16 protein-coding genes and 1 pseudogene are annotated in these 19,803 nt (G+C 66.2%); 14 read left to right on the forward strand and 3 right to left on the reverse strand.

The features are described from left to right. Positions 1 to 490 (forward strand): annotated as a pseudogene (locus KIH79_RS08930) (hypothetical protein); the annotation flags it as partial. A gap of 25 nt (positions 491 to 515) precedes the next feature. Here KIH79_RS08930 and KIH79_RS08935 read toward each other — a convergent pair. After that, complete coding sequence (locus tag KIH79_RS08935; RefSeq protein WP_219059092.1) at positions 516 to 1,136, reverse strand: TetR/AcrR family transcriptional regulator; 621 nt, start codon at positions 1,134 to 1,136, stop codon at positions 516 to 518. Between the two features lie 214 nt (positions 1,137 to 1,350). Here KIH79_RS08935 and dnaX point away from each other — a divergent pair, with 214 nt between their 5' ends. The 4 genes from dnaX to KIH79_RS08955 all read left to right on the forward strand — a co-directional run bounded on the left by dnaX (position 1,351) and on the right by KIH79_RS08955 (position 6,219). Next, entirely contained in the window at positions 1,351 to 3,999 is a 2,649-nt protein-coding gene (gene dnaX / locus KIH79_RS08940; RefSeq protein WP_219059072.1) for a DNA polymerase III subunit gamma/tau, read from the forward strand. Between the two features lie 44 nt (positions 4,000 to 4,043). Further along, entirely contained in the window at positions 4,044 to 4,646 is a 603-nt protein-coding gene (gene recR, locus KIH79_RS08945) for a recombination mediator RecR (protein WP_033495678.1), read from the forward strand. Between the two features lie 126 nt (positions 4,647 to 4,772). Next, a complete protein-coding gene (locus tag KIH79_RS08950) occupies positions 4,773 to 5,537 on the forward strand; it encodes an aspartate kinase (RefSeq protein WP_219059073.1) in 765 nt (254 codons plus the stop codon). Between the two features lie 97 nt (positions 5,538 to 5,634). Then, positions 5,635 to 6,219, forward strand: coding sequence for an ACT domain-containing protein (locus KIH79_RS08955; RefSeq protein WP_219059074.1), 585 nt, complete (start codon positions 5,635 to 5,637; stop codon positions 6,217 to 6,219). Positions 6,220 to 6,543: 324 nt separating this feature from the next. Here KIH79_RS08955 and asd read toward each other — a convergent pair whose 3' ends face one another. Beyond that, positions 6,544 to 7,638: an aspartate-semialdehyde dehydrogenase gene (gene asd / locus KIH79_RS08960; RefSeq protein WP_219059075.1), complete on the reverse strand. Its 1,095-nt coding sequence runs from the start codon at positions 7,636 to 7,638 to the stop codon at positions 6,544 to 6,546. A 135-nt stretch (positions 7,639 to 7,773) separates the two neighbouring features. On the opposite strand from asd, the gene KIH79_RS08965 reads away from it, so the two are divergent. From KIH79_RS08965 to KIH79_RS09005, 9 genes are all read left to right on the forward strand, one after another. Beyond that, positions 7,774 to 8,421, forward strand: coding sequence for a DUF5701 family protein (locus tag KIH79_RS08965; RefSeq protein ID WP_219059076.1), 648 nt, complete (start codon positions 7,774 to 7,776; stop codon positions 8,419 to 8,421). 223 nt (positions 8,422 to 8,644) lie between these two features. Continuing rightward, positions 8,645 to 9,565, forward strand: coding sequence for a DUF4862 family protein (locus KIH79_RS08970; RefSeq protein WP_219059077.1), 921 nt, complete (start codon positions 8,645 to 8,647; stop codon positions 9,563 to 9,565). Next, positions 9,562 to 10,584: an ROK family protein gene (locus KIH79_RS08975; protein WP_219059078.1), complete on the forward strand. Its 1,023-nt coding sequence runs from the start codon at positions 9,562 to 9,564 to the stop codon at positions 10,582 to 10,584. Before KIH79_RS08970 ends, KIH79_RS08975 begins: the two co-directional genes overlap by 4 nt. Positions 10,585 to 10,688: 104 nt before the next feature. Next, complete coding sequence (locus KIH79_RS08980; protein ID WP_219059079.1) at positions 10,689 to 11,357, forward strand: N-acetylmannosamine-6-phosphate 2-epimerase; 669 nt, start codon at positions 10,689 to 10,691, stop codon at positions 11,355 to 11,357. A gap of 340 nt (positions 11,358 to 11,697) precedes the next feature. Beyond that, on the forward strand, positions 11,698 to 13,269 hold the full coding sequence (locus KIH79_RS08985) for an ABC transporter substrate-binding protein (protein ID WP_219059080.1): 1,572 nt from the start codon (positions 11,698 to 11,700) through the stop codon (positions 13,267 to 13,269). A 279-nt stretch (positions 13,270 to 13,548) separates the two neighbouring features. After that, positions 13,549 to 14,505, forward strand: a complete 957-nt coding sequence (locus KIH79_RS08990; protein WP_219059081.1) for an ABC transporter permease — start codon at positions 13,549 to 13,551, stop codon at positions 14,503 to 14,505. 2 nt (positions 14,506 to 14,507) lie between these two features. Then, a complete protein-coding gene (locus KIH79_RS08995; protein ID WP_219059082.1) occupies positions 14,508 to 16,583 on the forward strand; it encodes a dipeptide/oligopeptide/nickel ABC transporter permease/ATP-binding protein in 2,076 nt (691 codons plus the stop codon). Continuing rightward, entirely contained in the window at positions 16,580 to 17,425 is an 846-nt protein-coding gene (locus tag KIH79_RS09000) for an ABC transporter ATP-binding protein (RefSeq protein ID WP_033495661.1), read from the forward strand. Before KIH79_RS08995 ends, KIH79_RS09000 begins: the two co-directional genes overlap by 4 nt. A gap of 128 nt (positions 17,426 to 17,553) precedes the next feature. Then, positions 17,554 to 18,516 carry a dihydrodipicolinate synthase family protein gene (locus KIH79_RS09005; protein ID WP_219059083.1) on the forward strand — a complete coding sequence of 321 codons (963 nt, stop codon included), beginning with the start codon at positions 17,554 to 17,556 and terminating at the stop codon, positions 18,514 to 18,516. Between the two features lie 206 nt (positions 18,517 to 18,722). Here the strand turns inward: KIH79_RS09005 and KIH79_RS09010 are convergent, their stop codons facing one another. Next, positions 18,723 to 19,577, reverse strand: a complete 855-nt coding sequence (locus KIH79_RS09010; RefSeq protein WP_219059084.1) for a FadR/GntR family transcriptional regulator — start codon at positions 19,575 to 19,577, stop codon at positions 18,723 to 18,725. Positions 19,578 to 19,803 lie beyond the last annotated feature (226 nt).

The following is a 19,803-nucleotide window of genomic DNA, read 5'->3' on the forward strand; positions in this document are numbered from 1 at the left end:
GCTGCACGGCGAGTGCATCGCACGATTCATGTGCGCGTATCGGCCGGGCGTGATCGAAGCGGTAGCATACGACGCCACCGGACACGACATCGGTCGCGACCGGCTGCACAGCGCCACCGACCACACCGAACTGCGCGCGGAGGTCGAATGGCCGATCGCGGCTGCCGGTGACGCCGACGTGTGTGGTCCGGCAACCGTCCGCCCCGGCCGTCTCGCGTTCGTGCGCGTGCGCTACACCGACGAACACGGCATCACCAAACCGCTCGAACGCGGGACGTTACGGGCGAACGTGACCGGCGGCGACCTACTCGGCTTCGGCTGCGCGGCGCCGTTCAACCGCGGCAGCTTCGTCACCGGCGAGACCGGCACATATTACGGCGAAGCGCTCGCAGTCGTGCGCATGCCGGCCGACGCCATCGCCGGCCATGTCGCCGAGCTCACCGTTTCCGATGGTACGCATGTCGCCACGTGCGGCATCATCGCCGCGTGACTTGCGCGACCGGCCTGCCGCCGGCCTACGCGAGGTAGTTTTCGATGTGGAAGGTCTGCGCGACGACCTGCTTGATGACGCGGTCCGGCGTTTCCGGATGCTGCCGGATGAGCGAGATCAGGCCGACGATGAGCACGTAGAACGACTCGTGCACGTTGCGGATCGGCATGCCGTGCATCTTCTCGAAGTCGCGCACGGTGGTCCGGTCGAAGAAGTCGGCGATGCGATCGGCGATGCGGTCGATGAACTTGATGTACAGTTCCGCGTTGCCCGATTGGATGAGCCGCGTGCTGAACGGGCCTTCGTCGGCGATGATCGCGCGCGTGAGGCGGACGATGTTGTCGAGCGCCTTGTCGATGTTGCCTGGCTCGCGTTCGGCGTTCCACTGCGTGAGCTTGCCGAGCATCGAGTCGATCGTGTCGTCGATGACCGCGTCGGCGACCGCGTCCTTGTCTTCGAAATAGTGATAGAACAGCGAGCGCGTCATGTCGGCGCGTTCGGCGATGTCGCTGATGGTGAGTTTGGCGAAACCGGTTGCCAGACACGCCTCGCGTGCCGCCCGGATGATCTGTGTGCGCCGCGCGTCGCCGCGCGTCGATTCGCGTTCGCCGCCGATGATGCCGGCGTTGGGGTTCTGGTGGACCATAACCACTCCTGCCACTGGAGAATCCATATTGATTCCCAGTGTAGGCCAGTTTTGTTGACAGTGCGTCAAAAAGTGTCGGTGCGCGGCGTTGTACGTGGGGCATGCGCGAGGCCGTGCGACGGTTCCCGACGCGATGGGTGCGGGTGGCGGTTCGTCGCGCTGCGCCGAGGTCCGCGCGTCGGCCGGATACCCGGCTTGAGGTAGGTTGGTGGGCATGGCACTTGCACTGTATCGACGTTATCGACCGGACACCTTCGACGGGGTCATCGGGCAGGATCAGGTCACGATCCCGCTGATGCGCGCGCTCGACGCGGGCAAGCTCACCCATGCCTACCTGTTCTCCGGCCCGCGCGGCTGCGGCAAGACCAGCTCCGCCCGCATCCTCGCGCGCTGCATCAACTGTGCGAAGGGCCCGACCTCGCACCCGTGCGGCGAATGCGCGAGTTGCAAGGATCTGGCGACCGGCGGCCCCGGTTCGATCGACGTGGTCGAGATCGACGCGGCCAGCCACAACGGCGTCGACGACGCGCGCGAGCTGCGCGAACGAGCCGGCTTCGCGCCCGCCCGCGACCGGTACAAGATCTTCATCCTCGACGAGGCGCACATGGTCACGCAGCAGGGCTTCAACGCGCTGCTCAAGATCGTGGAGGAGCCACCGGAACACGTCATGTTCATCTTCGCGACGACCGAGCCGGACAAGGTGATCGGCACGATCCGCTCGCGCACCCACCACTATCCGTTCCGCTTGGTGCCGGCCGAGATCATGGGCCCGTACTTGGAGACGATCTGCGAGAAGGAGTCGATCAAACCGGAACCCGGCGTGCTCAAGCTCGCGATGCGCGCCGGCGGCGGCTCGGTGCGCGACACGCTCTCCGTGCTCGATCAGTTGATGGTCGGTGCCGTGGACGGTGTGATCTCGCACGATTCGGCGGTCGCGCTGCTCGGCTTCACGCCGGAGACGCTGATCGGCGAGGCGATCGATGCGGTGATCGACCGCAACGGCGAGGCGCTGTACGGGGTGATTCAGAAGGTCGTGGTCGGCGGATTCGACCCGCGCAGGTTCGTGGAGGATCTGCTCGCGCGTGTGCGCGATCTGCTCGTGCTCACGTTGGCGGGGGAGCGTGCGGAGGCGGTGATGTCCGACACGGCCGAAGGCGAGGACATGGCCGACCTGCAGCGTCAGGCCTCTGCGCTCGGTCTGGCCGCGCTGACCGCGATGGCCGACACGATCAACACGACGCTTGGTGCGATGACCGGTGCGATTTCGCCGCGCATGCGCCTCGAACTGCTCGCCGCGCGCCTGCTTGCCGGCCGTGAGGCCGGCGTTGCTGACGTTCCCGCTTCAACTGGCGCGACGTCTTCGTCCGGTTTCGCCGACCGGGAAGCCGGTGCGCGCAGCGCGACCGGGGAAGCGTCCGAGGGGCGGACCTCCGCCCGCACCGGCTTCGCCGGAGCCGCCCGCAACCAGCACACCGGTTTCGCAGGCGCAACCCGTAATCTGGAATCCGCTGCGGAAGTCACCGAAGCCAAAACGGAGCCGAAAACTGCGGCCCCTGCGCAACCGGCTTCGGAGCCGGCACCTGCCTCGACGCCCGCTGCGGATGCATCCCGCACGCCCGACGAGAAGTGGGACGCGCTCGTGGCGTGTCTGCCGGCCGACGTGCGGCATTATGTGGATCGCACGCGCGTGCCGAAGATTCTGTTCACCGAGGATCCGGCACATCCGCGTCTGTGGATCAAATTCGACAAGCCGCTGAGCAAGTACGCGTTCGCGCTTGCCGTCGCCACCGAGGCAGTGGACGGCAAGACCTCGGTCGTCGATATCCTGCGTTCCGAGGTGCATAAGACGTTCGGCGCAAACGTGTCGCTGGCCCCCACCAAGAAGATGGCGGATGGCAGCGTCGCGCCCCCGTTCGGCAAGCTGCCGGCGGACGAACAGCAGCGCATCAAGGCGCAACTGCTGCAGGAAAGCCTCAAATCAGCCACGCTCGCCACGCAGTCGTCCGCGGAGACGAAGCCCGCGGCCTCCGGCAAGGAACCCGAATCACAGTCCGCTCCGGCTGCGAACGCCGAATCGTCGTCCGCTGACGATGACGACGTTCACCGAACGGTCCCCGCGCGACCGTTAACGGCGGCAGACGACGATCCGTGGGCGCAGCCTGCGGCGTCGGCCCCGTCGGCCGCACAGTCGTCGGCGTTGCCCGATGACGGAGACCCGTGGAACCAGCCGACCGTCGCGTCGCCGACGCGCGGGCAGACGCCGGCATCCGCGGCGAATGACGATCCGTGGGCGGCGCCGTCCGGCAACGCGACTGGCGGCATGGCCGTCGCATCTGCGAACCGCGACGCGACCGTCCAACCCGAGTATCATCACAAGCACGTCGCCGTGCCGGACATGAGCGACGACACCGATCCGTGGGCGCAACCCGCGCAGTCCGCGCCGCAGCAGCCGACGGCGGGGACGTTCGCGGCAGGCGACGGTCCGGCGAACGCAGCCGGTCAGCCGGTGGCGCATCATTTCGACGACCATCGCCAGCCGATCGACCCGCAGTATGACGTCGATCCGTGGGGGCACCCGATGTCACGTCCGGCAGGTCCGGCGAACAACGGTCCTTCCGGCAACGGTCCTGCCGCCATGAACGACCCGTTCGCGCCCGACCTGCCCGCCGGCATCCCGACGATCCCGCAGATCGATCCGGACGAGGACGAGTATTCGATGAGCGACCAGTCACTCGGCACCGCGACAGCGATGAGCATCGACGAGCTGACCAAGTTCTTCGACGTGAAGAAAGTCGAGGAATTCAAGGCGGACGATCCGAAGAACCCGCGCAATCTCGCCCAGGCCAACAAGCACGACGACTGACGGCCGCCGGCACGCGGCACACGGCCGGTTAGGAGAGGAGAGACATGGCACTTGCATACGACGGCGCAATCCAGCGCCTCATCGACGCGTTCGCGAGCCTGCCCGGCATCGGGCCGAAAGGCGCGCAGCGCATCGCGTTCTACATGCTGTCCGCATCCGACGAGGAGGCGCAGCAGCTCATCGACGCGATCACCGAAGTCAAGGAGAAGGTGCGCTTCTGCGACGTATGCGGCAATGTGTGCGAGACGAGCCCGTGCCCGGTGTGTGTCGACCCGCGGCGCGACCACAGCGTCATCTGCGTGGTCGAGGAGCCGAAGGACGTGATGAGCATCGAACGCACGCGCGAATACCGCGGCCTCTACCACGTGCTCGGCGGCGCGATCAACCCGATGGCGAACGTCGGCCCGGCCGACCTCAATATTCCCAAGCTGCTCGAACGGCTCAAAACCAGCGAAGTGCAGGAGGTCATCCTCGCGCTCGACCCGAACATCGAAGGCGAGGCGACCACCACGTACCTGAGCCGGCTGCTCGGCCCCCTCGGCATCAAGGTCACCAAGCTCGCCAGCGGTCTGCCGGTCGGCTCCGACCTCGAATACGCCGACGAGATCACCCTCGGCCGCGCGCTCGCCGGCCGTCGCGAGGCGTGAGACGGGACGCGGCCGCGCCTGTCCGCATGGTGGGTGGGCGATCACGGGGGAAAGCCCGCAATCCGTATAATCGTGCCGCTTAGATAGTATTAAGCGGCAGCAAACCCATAGAGAGAATGGACAGCAGTGGCTCTCATCGTGCAGAAGTTCGGCGGCTCGTCGGTCGCCGACACCGATTCGATCAAGCGCGTGGCCAAGCGCGTCGTCGAAACCAAGAAAAAAGGCAACAAGGTGGCCGTGGTGGTCTCCGCGATGGGCGACACCACCGACGACCTGATCGATCAGGCGATGAGCATCGACTCCAACCCGCCCGAGCGCGAAATGGACATGCTCATGACCGCGGGCGAGCGCATTTCCATGAGCCTGCTCGCCATGGCCATCCACGCGGAAGGCGACCGCGCCCACTCGTTCACCGGACAGCAGGCCGGCTTCTTCACCGACGCGCGCTACGGCGCGGCCCACATCAAGGCCGTGCGACCCGACCGCGTCAAGAACGCGCTCTCCCTCGGCGACGTGGCCATCGTGGCCGGCTTCCAGGGCATCAACGCGAAGGGCGACGCGACCACGCTCGGCCGCGGCGGCTCCGACACGTCCGCCGTCGCGCTCGCCGTCGCGCTCGGCGCCGACATCTGCGAGATCTACACCGACGTGGACGGCATCTTCACCGCCGACCCGCGCATCGTGCCGACCGCGCGCCGCATCCCCGTCATCGGCTACGACGCGATCCTCGAAATGGCCAGCTGCGGCTCCAAGGTGCTCGCGCTGCGCTGCGTCGAATACGCGCAGCGATTCAACATGCCGCTGCACGTGCGCAGCTCCTTCTCGCACCGGCCGGGCACGCTCGTCGTGCCGGACGGCGTCGACCCGCGCACGCTGCCGAATCTGGACTGACCGGGCGGCGCAACGCGACGGCTGTTCGGCGGTCATCGGCGAACATCAGCAATCATCAGCAAATATCAGACTTTTTTGAACGAGTAAGGCAACCAACATGAGCGACAACACCACCAACGCAACCGTTGACGACAAGTCCATGGGCGATCTGTTCCCCGACCTCGGCCCCGAGGCGCCGGTCATCTCCGGCATCGCGCACGACCGTTCCGAGGCGCTCGCCACCGTGCGCGGCGTGCCGAACGAGCCGGGCATGGCCGCCAAGGTCTTCACCGAACTGGCGTCCGCCGGCATCAACGTCGACATGATCGTGCAGGCCGGCGCGTCCGTCGGCACCGCGGACATCTCCTTCACCGTGCCGGAATCGACCGTGCAGCAGGTGCAGAACGTGCTCATCGACAAGCACGAGGAGCTCGGCTACAAGTCGTTCGACGTGAACACGAAGGTCGGCAAGGTGGCCGTGGTGGGCGTCGGCATGAAGACGCACTCCGGCCTCGCCGCCAAGTTCTTCACCGCGCTGAGCGAGAAGGGCATCAACGTGCTCATGATCTCGACGTCCGAGATCCGCATCGCCGCGCTCGTGCCGCTCGATCAGCTCGACGACGCGGTCCGCGCGCTGCACACCGCGTACGGCCTCGACGCCGACCAGATCGAAGCCGTCGTCTACGGCGGCACCGGTCGCTGATTCGGCCGCTGGTTCGGTCGCTGATTCGGCCGCTGATTCGGCCGCAATCGGTTTTTGCGTGACATTCGGGATGATGACGATACTGCAGTATCCCGAATGTCACGGTAATGGGGCAGTTTGCGTGACATTCGGGATAGCAATGGCGCCGTAGTATCGCGAAGGTCACGCAAATAGGGTGCTATGCGTGACCTTCGCGCTAGTTGCGACGATGCGGTATCGCGAAGGTCACGGTAATGGAACGATTGCGATGCGAAACATCCTCCGCCCGACCCGATAGGTCTGACGGAGGATGTTAGGATTTGCCCGCTTGAATGCGGGGGCGGCTTACTTCTTGGTGATGTAGCCGAGCGCCTTGAGCATCTCGGCGCATTCGAGCGCGCCGCCGGCGGCGCCGCGCAGCGTGTTGTGCGCCAGTCCGACGAACTTCCAGTCGAAGATCGAATCCTCGCGCAGACGGCCGATGGAGACGCCCATGCCGCCCTCGTAGTCGACGTCCAGCTTGACCTGCGGACGATCATCCTCGGTCAGGTACTGGATGAAGTGCTTCGGCGCGTGCGGCAGGCCGAGCCTGGCCGCCTCGGACGTGTAGTTGACGAGCCGGTCGATCAGCTCCTCCTTCGTGGCCTTCTTGCCGAAGTTGAGGAACACGGTCGCGGTGTGGCCGTTGAGCACGGGCACGCGGATGCACTGCGACGTGATGCGCAGCGGGCCGTCGAACGGCACGATCTCGCCCTTGGCGTCGTCCACGTGGCCGAACACCTTGAGCGGCTCCTTCTCGCTCTTTGCCTCCTCGCCGGAGATGAACGGGATGATGTTGCCCACCATTTCCGGCCAGTCCTTGAACGTCTTGCCCGCGCCGGAAATTGCCTGATACGTGCTCACGACGACCTCGTGCGGCTCGAACTCCTTCCACGCGGCCAACGCCGGCGTGTACGCCTGGATCGAGCAGTTCGGCTTGACGGCGATGAAGCCGCGCGTGGTGCCCAGGCGCTTGCGCTGGTGCTCGATCACCGCGAAATGCTCCGGGTTGATCTCCGGCACGACCATCGGCACGTCCGGCGTCCAGCGGTGCGCACTGTTGTTGGAGACGACCGGCGTTTCCGTCTTCGCGTAGCGCTCCTCGATCGCGCGGATCTGGTCCTTCGGCATGTTCACGGCCGAGAACATGAAGTCCACGCCGGACGCGACGGCCTCCGCGTCGTCGCCGTCGACCACGGTCATGTGACGCGCGTACTCCGGCATCGGCGTCTCGATCTTCCAACGGTCGCCGACCGCCTCCTCGTACGTCTTGCCGGCCGAATGCGCGGACGCGGCGAGCGTGGTCACCTCGAACCACGGGTGATTCTCCAGCAGCGTGACGAAACGCTGGCCGACCATGCCGGTAGCGCCGAGAATGCCGACCTTGAGTTTTTCGGACATACCAACCCCTGTGTTTGTGCGAATAGGACTGCGAACTGCAAGTTGCTGACCATCTTACGAACCGCCGCGCATAACGGCACGCGCGCTCCCATATGCTGGCCGGCTGCCGAGTCGGCCACTGGTAGGCTGGGGGATATGTCGATCGCATCGGATGAAGCACGTAAGCAGTTGGACCGTTTGGTGGCGTTGGGGTACCCGGACGTGGCGGACATCTCCGCCGCCGCGTTCCGCGCGCTCGCGCGGCCGCTCATCGACGCGCTCGAACAGTGCGATCCGGACGCCGACGACCCGCAGCACCGGCTCGGCGCCGACATTCTGCTCATCCCGACGCGCGAGCTTGTCTCGCCCGAGTCGTTGATCGCGCGTACCAGCATCAACCGCATGGCCGGCTTCACGACGATGCCGCCGCGCGACATCGCCAGTTTCCTGCCGCAGGACGGCTTCGAGCCGCCGGAAGGCCCGTTCTATCTGGTCGTCGAGCCTCACACCGGCACGTGCTACATCAACCGCGAGCCGGACGTGGCGCGCAAGCTCATCGACTCGGACGAACGCACGCCGCTCACGCTCGAGGAGGGCCTCGCGATCGCCACGCAGCATCCGGAGTGGCTGCTGGAGAAGAACGGGTTCAACCTGCTTGGCTCGCGCAGCGCCGACGGCCGCGTGCCGAGCATCTGGATGAGCCAGAACGCGCCGCGGCTGGGCGCGGTGTGGCCGAATTCGCGGCATACGTGGCTCGGCAACGCGTACTGCATGTCGCGGCGCGGCGTGAGTTTGTTCAGATAGAAGGGCCGCTGCTGCCGGGCTGATGGATTCCGGCGGTTGCCGACGGTTTGCGATAATTGTTGACGGAACAACGTTCACCGGCCGCCGGATCGCCGATGCGGCCGGGGTGAAGGGTGTTGTTCGGGCGTCGCGATAGTCGGACGCTCCGGAGATTAGACATCAGACGTCTGATGATAGTAAGATAGGCATGTCTAGGCACCAGCTTTTCAAGGAGGAAACCAGCATGCCGCCATTCGTCGTCGGCGCCTACGCGTCGCTGCCTCGCGGGCGAGAAGCCCAGGAGGACTACTACAACCTGCTCGGGCAACAATCGTGGATCGCCGGCACCGAGCTGCCTTTCCCTGGCGACTTCGCAACCGCTGCGGATCACCTCTGGCTGGCTGGAATCCTGCCCGAGCACTGGCACGGCAACACCATCACCGCCATCCCCGGCACCATGCAGCACGTCTGGAAAGACCCGGACTTCGGCCTCGCCAGCCCGGACGAAGCCGGACGCGGGGCCGCGCTCGACTTCATGGCGCGGGTGTGCCACGCGCTCGCGGAATTCGCGCAATGGCGCGGCGCCCAGGATGTCCGATTCGTCGAGATCCACTCGGCGCCCACCGCTCGGGCCAGCCGCGACGCGATGGCCGCCTCGCTGGAGGAGATGTCGTGGTGGGACTGGTCCGGGGCCGCACTGGTAATCGAACACTGCGACAAATACATCGAAGGGCAGAAGCCGGAAAAGGGATTCCTGTCCATCGAAGACGAGATCGACCTGTGCCTGCAGGCCGGCGTCGGCCTGACCGTGAACTGGGGGCGCTCCGTAGTGGAGGGCCGCGCCGCCGCCACCGCGGTCGACCATGTGACCCAGGCCGCGCAGGCCGGCGTGCTCACGGGCCTCATGTTCTCCGGGGCCGGGCCGGAGGAAACCCAGTACGGATATGGATGGATCGACGGGCACCTGCCCATGAACCCGGACGAGCCGACCTCGCTCATGGACGCCGCGGCGATCGAGGCAACCGTGCGGGCCGCGCACGAACAGGAAACCCCACTCGATTATCTGGGCGCCAAAGTGTGCGTTCCCGCGGACGCGACCATCGAGGAACGGCTCGGCTATCTGAAGCGCATCCATGAGGCGGTCGACAAGGCGGCGACCTCATGAGCGGGGCCGTTTCGTCCACGTACCTGACGTTCGACATCGGCGGCACCAAAGTCGCCTCGGGATTCGTGACGCTGCCGATTGCGGACGACGGGACGCCCGTGGTGACGGGACGTTGCGAGATGCCGACCGAGGCCGCGCGCGGCGGCGACGATCTTAAGAAGCGCATCGTGGCGCTCGCCGTACGTCAGCTGGAGCGCGCCGCGGCCGATGGACTGACGATCGCGGGCATCGGCATCGCGGCGGCCGGCGTGCCGGACGGCGAAACCGGCGTGATTGTCGCCGCCATCGACATTCTGCCCGGCTGGCGCGGGCAGCGCATCTACGACGCGTTCGCGCACGTCACCGATCTGCCGGTGCGCATGATCGGCGATGTGGGCGCGCACGGGCTCGGCGAAGCCAGTTACGGTGCCGGGCGCGGCAAGTCCGTGGTGCTTTCGATCGGCGTGGGCACCGGCATCGGCGGCGCCATCGTGACGGACGGTGCGCTGTTCACCGGCGCGCACGGTGTGGCCGGCCACGCCGGGCATGTGCCGAGCGCGCTGGGACGCGGATTCCCGTGCTCGTGCGGCACCGGCGAAGGGCATATCGAACCGGTGGCGTCCGGCACGGGGATCAAGGATCTGTACAACCGACGTTGCGAAGCGATGCGCGCGGGGGAGTCGACGACTGCCGACGATGCGGCTGACGGCGACGTTCCGGGACCGGTCGCCAGCGGCGCGGACGTGGCCGCGCGCGCTGCAGCGGGCGAAAGGCTGGCCCGCGAGGTGCTGGCCGACAGCGCCCGTGCGCTCGGCGAGTGCATTGGCGGCATGGGCAACCTCATCGATCCGGACGTGATCGTGGTGTCCGGCTCGGTGGTCAAGGCCGGGCCGGTCTGGTGGGACGCCCTGCGCGACGGATTCACGGAATCGGCGCTCGCGCTGGTCAAATCCACGCCGTTGGTCGAAGGCGAACTCGGCGGCGATGCGCCGCTCATCGGCGCGGCGGTTGCCGCTCATCGGCATGCGCAGTCTCGGTAACGACTGCGCTGCATTCACTGTGGTTTCGAATAACTATCCCTCAGTCGGTTTCGCCGGCAGCTCCCCTGACCAGGGGAGCCGAGGAGGGGGTAAGGAGCAATGCCATGCATCAGGCGATTGAACGCATCAAGGGCGGGCTCGTGGTGAGCTGTCAGGCGTATCCGGGCGAGCCGCTGCGCCATCCGGAGACGATGGCGCAGATGGCGATGGCGGCCGTCGAGGGCGGCGCCGTGGGTATCCGCTGTCAGGGATTGGCGGACATCGCCGCCATCAAAGGGCAGGTGAGCGTGCCGGTGATCGGCATCTGGAAGGACGGTGAGGAGGGCGTGTACATCACGCCGACCCTGCGTCACGCACGTTGCTGCGCGGCGGCCGGCGCGGACATCGTCGCCATCGACGCGACCGGACGGCCCCGGCCGGACGGGCTGACCTATGCGGACACCGTGCGCGCCCTGCACGATGACGGCGTGCTCGTGATGGCCGACTGCGGCAGTTTCGCCGACGCCGAGCGCGCGGTCGAGGCCGGCACCGACATCATCTCCACCACGCTGTCCGGCTATACGGGAGATCGTCCGAAAACCGACGGTCCGGATGTCGAACTGCTCGGCCGGATGATCGAGGCGTTCCCCGACGTGCCCGTGCTGTGCGAGGGGCGCATCCACACGCCCACCCAACTGCGGCAGGTGATGGCGGCCGGCGCATGGGCCGCCGTGGTGGGCACCGCGATCACGCATCCGACCAGCATCACGCGCTGGTTCGTGGCGCAGCTGTAGACGCGCAACCCGGGTGGCGGGCGCGATGGTCGATTGCCGGCTGATGTTCGGCCGTTTCCGACCATGGCGCCCGCCGTTTTTCCGTCTCGGCATCTTCCGACGCGACCCGCAACACTCCCGACTTGAAATCAGACATCAGACGTCTTATCATTAAGAAAGTTCGACGACGACGTTCAGGGCTCTCAGGACCCCCAACCGAGGGATCGGCATGGAGAGAACCCATCATCACCAACCATCAGCAATCATCATCCACCATCAGCATCACCCATCTCACATCAGGAAAGGCACCGTCTCGTTTCGAACGATGGTCCTATATTGCACTCAACGACGAGGAGAACCAATGCTCAGGAAGACCGGAAAGTTCAAGGCTGCCGTGGCGGCGACCGTCGCGGGCCTCATGCTGCTCGCCGGATGCGGCGGGGGCGGCGGCGCCACCCAAGGCAAGGCAAGCACCGGCACTGCCGTATCCGACACCATCACGGCGCAGGTCGCATACGCAACCCGCGATTTCTCGCCCTCCACCACGTCCAGCGCGCTCGCCATGGCCGGCAACTGGCACGTCACCGAACCGCTGTACGCGCTCAACTACACGGACTACTCCGTGTTCAACGCGCTCGCCGCCGGCGAGCCGGAGCAGGTGTCCGACACCGAGTACGTGGTCACGCTGCGCGACGGAGCCAAATTCTCCGACGGCACCGCGGTCACCGCCGACGACGTGGTCTCCTCCTACAAGCGCACCACCGCCGAAGGCAGCCTGTACGTCTCCATGCTCGACTTCATCGACTCCGTCGAGGCCAAGTCCGACACTGAAGTGACCTTCAAGCTCACCCGCGCGTTCCCGATGTTCAAGCAGCGCCTCGCCCTCATCCAGATCGTCCCCTCCTCGATGAGCGACGAGGACCTCAAGGCCCAGCCGGTCGGCTCCGGCCCGTGGAAGTACACGGAAATCACCGACCAGCAGGTCAAGTTCGACAAGAACGACCAGTACAACGGCGACCACCCCGCCCAGACCGCGCACATGGTGTGGAACGTGTCCGTGGACGACACCGCCCGCGTCACCGCCATGCAGGCCGGCAAGGTGGACGTGATGGAAATGGTGCCCGCCAACGCCTTCAAGACCCTCGAATCCTCCGGCTCCGAACTGGAGACCGTGCAGGGCTTCAATCTGCCGTTCCTCATGTTCAACACCAAGAAGGCCCCGTTCGACAAGAAGGAGGTCCGTCAGGCCGTCTTCTACGCGATCGACGCCCAGAAGCTCATCGACAACCAGATGTCCGGCCAGGCCTCCGCGGCCACCAGCTTCCTGCCCGAGAACTTCTCGAACTACCACAAGGCCAGCAACGTCTACACCAAGAACGTGGAGAAGGCCAAGGAGCTGCTCAAGTCGGCCGGCGTCACCGGTGAGCTCAAGTTCACCCTCTACACCACCGACCACTCTTGGATCACCCAGCTGGCCCCGCAGATCAAGAACGATCTGGCCGAAATCGGCATGAACGTGGACATCCAGTCGATGGCGTCCTCCGCCCTTTACCCGAACATCACCGACAAGGAAGGCGCCGACTTCTCGATGGTGCTCGCCCCCGGCGACCCGTCCGTGTTCGGCAACGACCCCGACCTGCTGATGAACTGGTGGTACGGCGACAACGCCTGGACTAAGACCCGCACCTTCTGGAACGGATCCGAGGGCTACACCAAGCTCCACGAGCTCATGGACAAGGCCTTGGCCGCTTCCACCGACGACGAGCGCCAGGACTACTGGAACCAGTGCTTCGACCTGCTCAGCGAGGAGGTTCCGCTCTACCCGCTGTTCCACCGCCAGACGACCACCGCCTTCAAGAAGGGCGTGTTCAAGAGCGTCGACGCGATCGGCTCCACCGGCATCAACCTCGTGAACGCCGAGCTGAACAAGTAACCGGCAGCGTCGCCCGGCAGACCTCGTAGCCATCGAAGGCCCTCCCGTCCCGCGGGCCATTGAACGTCCGCGAGACGGGAGGGCCATGCCGTTGCCGAGCTGGTCTTCGGACCTGATGCGATGGGTCCTGACTACCCCTCAGTCACTTCGTGACAGCTCCCCTAACAAGGGGCGCCGAGGAAAAGGAATGCAGCGGTTTAAGCCCGACAGAGTACTGGTCTGCAAGCCATCATGAACCACCCTGAATCACCTGTCTGAACATCCGACAAGGGAGTCCCATTGAACAACCTGCTACGCCTCCTCGGCAGACGACTGATCGCCCTGCCGTTCATGGCATTCGGAGTGACCCTGCTGGTCTACTTCCTGATGTCCTTCTCCCAATACGACCCGGCCGTCGCCGCCCTCGGCGAAAACGCCACCCCGCAGGCGCTCGCCGCCTACCGGCACGAAATGGGCTTCGACCGCCCCTGGTGGGAGCAGTTCTTCTCCTACCTCGGCGGCCTGCTGCGCGGCGACCTCGGCGTCTACGGCGTCAACAAGGACCCGGTGAGCGGCCGCATCGCCACCGCGTTCCCCATCACCCTCCAGCTGACCTTCATCGGCCTGCTCATCGCCATCGTCTTCGCCGTCATCTTCGGCGTGCTGGCCGCCCTCTACCGCGACACATGGGTCGATCAGGCCATCCGCGTGGTCTCCATCATCGCCATCGCCACCCCGTCCTTCTGGCTCGGCGTGCTGCTCATCTACGTGCTGCAGATCAAAATGGCCTGGCTGCCCGGCGCCGGCGAGCTGCCCGCCTTCACCCAGGATCCGACCGGATATCTGGCCCGCATGGCCATGCCCAGCTTCGCGCTTGGCCTGCCCGTGGCCGGCTCGCTCACCCGCATCATCCGCACGTCCATGGTCGAGGAGCTCGACAAGGACTACGTGCGCACCGCCATCGGCGCGGGCGTGCCCAAGCGCGTGGTCGTGGCCCGCAACGTGTTCCGCAACGCCCTGATCACCCCGGTCACCATGCTCGGCATGAAGATCGGCTACCTCATGGGCGGAGCCATCGTCATCGAGGTCATCTTCGCCCTGCCCGGCATGGGCACCGCGATGTTCGACGGCATCAACAACAACCAGCCGACCCTCGTGCAGGGCGTGGCACTGGTCGTGGCGCTGGCCTTCATGGTGGTCAACGTGATCGTCGACCTGCTCTATGTCCTCATCAACCCGCGAATCAGGACGGTGTGACGATGCTCGGAAGCAACAACGCAACCCGCGAATTCAGCAAGCCCAACACCAAGGTCAGGGTCAAGCGCTGGTCGAGCATGAGCATCGGCACGCGCATCTCCGTCATCGTCATCGCGCTGCTCGCGCTGGCCGCGATCTTCGCGTCCGTCGTGACCCCGCACAACCCCACCGAAATCACCCTCAGCTATCAGGCGCCCACCGCCGACCACTGGTTCGGCACCGACAACCTCGGCCGCGACGTCTTCTCCCGCGTCATCTACGGCGCACGGTACTCGCTGGTCATCGGCCTGAGCTCCATCGCGTTCGCCCTCGTCGTCGGCTCCGTCATCGGCGCCGTGGCCGCGGTCTCGCGCACCTGGGTGTCCGAAATCATCATGCGACTGATCGACGTGGTCATGTCCGTGCCGACCATCGCGCTCGCCGCCGTGTTCGTCTCCATCCTCGGACAGTCGATGATCGGCATCATCATCTCCATCGGCGTGCTGTACGTGCCGCAGGTGGCCCGCATCGTGCGCGCCAACATCATCAGCGAATACGGCAAGGACTACGTGCGCGCGGTGATCGTCTCCGGCGCACGCGCGCCGTGGATCCTGGTCAAGCACGTCACGCGCAACATCGCGGCCCCCGTCATGGTCTTCACCACGCTGTCCGTGGCCGACGCGATCGTGTTCGAGGCGTCCCTGTCGTTCATCAACGCGGGCATCCCCGAGCCGACCCCGACCTGGGGCAACATCCTGTCCTCCGCCAAGGCCGGCGTGCTCTACGGCTACTGGTGGCAGGCCATGTTCCCGGGCCTGGCGATCATGATCACCGTGCTGTGCCTGAACATCCTGTCCGAGGGCATCACCGACGCCATGGTGGCCGCGCCCACCGCCCCCATCCAGCAGAGCGAGGAGGGCAGGGAGCTCAGCCGCAAGGAGGACCGCCTGCTCGTGGACCCGGTGGCCGCCTACGCCGCCCAGAAGGAAAGCCTCGACCGGCGTCTCGCGCAGCTGCGCGAGGCCGAGCTCAAGCGCAAGGACCGCTTCATCCCGCTGTCCCAAGCCAAGCCGGTCATCGAAGTGCGCGACCTGTGCATCAAGTTCCCGCGCCACGGCGACGTGAACGTGGTCGACCACCTGTCCTTCGCCGTGCGCGCCGGGCAGACCATGGGCTTGGTGGGCGAGTCCGGCTGCGGCAAGTCCATCACCTCGCTGGCCATCATGGGCCTGCTCGACCCGCGCGCCGAGATCAGTGGCGAGATCCTGTTCGACGGCAAGAACCTCGTGGGCATGAGTCCCAAGGAGCACAACGCCCTGCGCGGACACGAGATCGCCATGATCTATCAGGACGCGCTCTCCAGCCTCAACCCGTCCATGCTCATCAAGGCGCAGATGAAGCAGTTGACCAAGCGCGGTGGCACCCGCACCGCCGAGGAGCTGCTCGAACTGGTGGGCCTCGACCCGAAGCGCACGCTGGAGTCCTATCCGCACGAACTGTCCGGCGGCCAGCGCCAGCGCGTGCTCATCGCCATGGCCTTGACCCGCGACCCGAAGCTCATCATCGCCGACGAGCCGACCACCGCGCTCGACGTGACCGTGCAGAAGCAGGTCATCGACCTGCTCAACGAGCTGCGCGAGAAGCTCGGCTTCGCGATGATCTTCGTCAGCCATGATCTGGCGCTCGTGGCCAAGGTCGCCCACTCGGTGACCGTCATGTACGCCGGTCAGGTCGTCGAACAGGCATCCACCAAGGAGATCCTCACCGATCCCCGTCACGAGTACACGCGCGGCCTGCTCGGCTCCGTGACCTCCATCGAGGCCGGACAGGGACGCCTCCATCAGGTGCCCGGCACCGTGCCCTCACCGGCCGACTTCCCCAAGGGCGACCGGTTCGCGCCGCGCTCCTCGCACCCGGACCGCGGACTCGACGTCCACCCGGTCATGAAGCGCGTGCCCGGCACCCAGCACATGGTGGCCTGTCTGCCGGACGACCCGGAGCCCGCGCCGGCGCCCGCATTCACCTACGACTGGTTCGCACCGACTCCGGAAGTGGCCGCCCGGGAGGCTGCGGAAGCCCTGAAGGGAGCACAGCGATGAGCAGCACAACCACCAGCAACGCCAACGGCAGCGCGACCCCGATCATCGAGCTGCGAGACGCCGAAGTCGTGTTCACCACGCGCGCCGGCACGCTGTTCCATCCCAAAAAGGTGACGGCGGTCAACAAGGTGAACCTCAAGCTCATGCCCGGACGCACGATCGGCATCGTGGGCGAGTCCGGCTGCGGCAAGTCCACCACGGCCAACGTGATGTGCGGCCTGCAGTCCGTCACCGGCGGCCACGTGTTCTTCAAGGGGCAGGACGTGACCAAGCGCACCGCCAAGGAGCGCATGGACATCGGCCGCGTGGTCTCCGTGGTCTTCCAGGATCCGGCCACCGCGCTCAACGCCCGCATGAGCGTGCAGGACCAGCTCATGGACCCGCTCGTGGTGCACAAGCTCGGCGATCCTGCGGCCCGCCGCAAGCGTGCCTACGAGCTCATCGACATGGTCGGCCTGCCGAAGTCCGCGCTCAACGCGCTGCCGGGGCAGCTCTCCGGCGGCCAGCGGCAGCGCGTGGCCATCGCCCGCGCGCTCTCGCTCAACCCGGACGCGATCATTGCCGACGAGCCGACCTCCGCGCTGGACGTGTCTGTGCGCGCGCAGATTCTCAATCTGCTGTCCGACCTGAAGAAGTCGCTCGGACTGTCGATGGTGTTCATCAGCCACGACATCCAGACCGTCCGCTACGTCTCGGACGAAATCGTCGTGATGAACCACGGCACCATCGTCGAGCACGGTTTGGCCCGGGATGTGCTGAACAACCCGCAGGACGACTACACGAAACTGCTGTTGGGCGCGGCGCCGTCGCTGCTGCATCCGACGCCGGAGGAGTGCATCTGAGCGTCGCCGGCGGCGTCCGTGCGGCACCCGGACGTCCGAACCCAATGCTCCATCCCCGAATCCAACCCGACGTCCCTCATAACGTCCCTCACCGACGAAACGAACATACCAAACACAAGGAAACCATCATGAACACCACTTTCCGCGGCGTGATTCCCCCGGTCGTGACCCCGCTGACCGCCGACCGCCAGCTCGACCGCGCCAGCTTCAAGCGCTCCATCGACCGTTTGGTCGATGCGGGCGTCAACGGCCTGTTCTTCCTCGGCTCCTCCGGTGAGGTGGCCTTCAGCACCGACGCCCGTCGCCGCGAGATCATCGAGGCCGCCATCGAGTTCACCGCCGGCCGCGTGCCGGTGCTCGTCGGCTGCATCGACACCGAGACCGAGCGCGTCATCGAACACGCCAAGGTGGCCGCCGAACTCGGCGCCGACGCCATCGTGGCCACCGCGCCGTTCTACGCGCTCGGCGGCCTGCCCGAAATCGAGCACCACTTCCGCCTCATCCACGAGGCCGTGGACCTGCCGCTGTTCGCCTACGACATCCCCGTATGCGTGCACGTCAAGCTGCCCGGCGACCTGCTCATCCGCCTCGGCCTCGACGGCGTGCTCGCCGGTGTCAAGGACTCCTCCAACGACGACATCTCCTTCCGCTTCCTGTGCGACGCCAACCGCAAGGCCGGCCATCCGCTGGTGCTGCTCACCGGTCAGGAGGTCGTCGTGGACGGCGCGTACATGGCCGGCGCCGACGGCAGCGTGCCGGGCTTGGGCAATGTGGAGTGCACCGGCTACGTGCGCATGTGGCGGGCCTATGAGGCCGGCGACTGGGCCACCGTGCGCGCCGAGCAGGACAAGCTCGCCGCGCTGATGAACATCGTGAACGTCACCTCCGGCGTCTCCGGCTTCGGCGCCGGCGTGGGCGCGTTCAAGACCGCCATGGCACTGCTCGGCGTGTTCGAGACCAACCAGATGCCCAATCCGGTGCGCGCGCTGACGGGCGCGAACGTGGAGGCCGTGGCCGGCGTGCTGCGTGAATGCGGCCTGGAACCGGTGCGCACCGCCGAGGAGGTGAGCGCCTCCACCGTAATCGACTGAGTCCAAACCGCTGGCGCCGACCGGATTGACGGCTCGGCGGCCGGTATTCGTTTCCTTCCTTTTCTGTTCTCCTCCAATGCAAAGGCGGGGTCGGTTCCGGAAATGTCCGGAGCCGACCCCGCCTTGTGACGCGTACGGGATGCGCGTCGGACGCGGAATGAAGAGGAATGAAAGCGGTGGAAGCGAGCGGGAGGATAGCGGGAGGATTACTCGTCGCCGTCCTCGATGCGCTGCCGAAGGATGGATTCGATGGGCTCGTAGTGGTCGACGACGGCCTGGCGATACGCCTCGACGTCGCCGGCCAGCGCGGCGTCGAGCATGCGGCGGTGGGCCGATGCGGTGCGGTCGAGCTCGCTGGACACCGGCAGCCCGAGTTGGGGGAGCACCGCCATGTGGACCAGCCAGAGGGACCGGACCATCTGCTTGACGATGGTGTTGCCGATCGAGTCGAGAATGCCCATGTGGAAGTCGATGTCCAGCGCGAGGAAGGTTTTGCCGTCTTTCGCGGTGGCGGTCATGGAATCGGCGAGCTCCATGAGATGGGGCTGCTCGCTGTTCGCCAGGGAGGCCACCACCTCGTCGGCGCAGCCGAGGTCCAGGAACCGGCGCAGCTGGACCACGTCCTGCAGGTCGGCGAAGTTCTTGCCCACGGACACCATGGAACGGAAGGCGAGCGTCTCCACCATCGGGTCCAGGGACAGCGACCCGACGAACGTGCCCTTGCCGTGCTCCACCTTGACGATGTTCAGCGCCTCGAGCTTGCGCACGGCCTCGCGCACCGAGGATCGGGAGGCTCCGATCGTGTCGCACAGCTGCGCTTCGGTCGGCAGCACGTCGCCGGGCTGCAGGTGTTCGTGCAGGATATAGGACTTGATGGCGTCCATCGTCTCGTCGCAGCGGCTGCGCGCGGAGACGGTGGGCGCGTGCTGCAACGAGAGGCGGGCCAGCATCGCCAGTTCCTGCTGGGTGTAGTCGCCCAAGACTTCGTCGCCCGGTGTCTGGGTGCGGTTCCCGGTCTGGTCCGGCGTTTTGAGTGCGGCCGAACCGGATGGGTTGCTCATGATGCGCTCCTTGTCTTGTTCGCCCTTGCGGGGGTACGACGTTGTTGTTGCACTGATTGCCGCCGTTCCCCTCGGCGGGCTTGTATGAACCACAATAGTGCGCAAACACAACGCACGACCAGGTCTTGCGCCTATTGTGATACATTTTGGGCCGGCGGAAGATTCTGCCGGGTTCCATCGGGGAGGTGTTGTCCGGTGCTGGCCGCGGCGAAGCGCCGTCCGCCCT

The sequence above is a fragment of the Bifidobacterium miconis genome, from assembly GCF_019331735.1.
Classification (GTDB): Bacteria; Actinomycetota; Actinomycetes; order Actinomycetales; family Bifidobacteriaceae; genus Bifidobacterium; species Bifidobacterium miconis.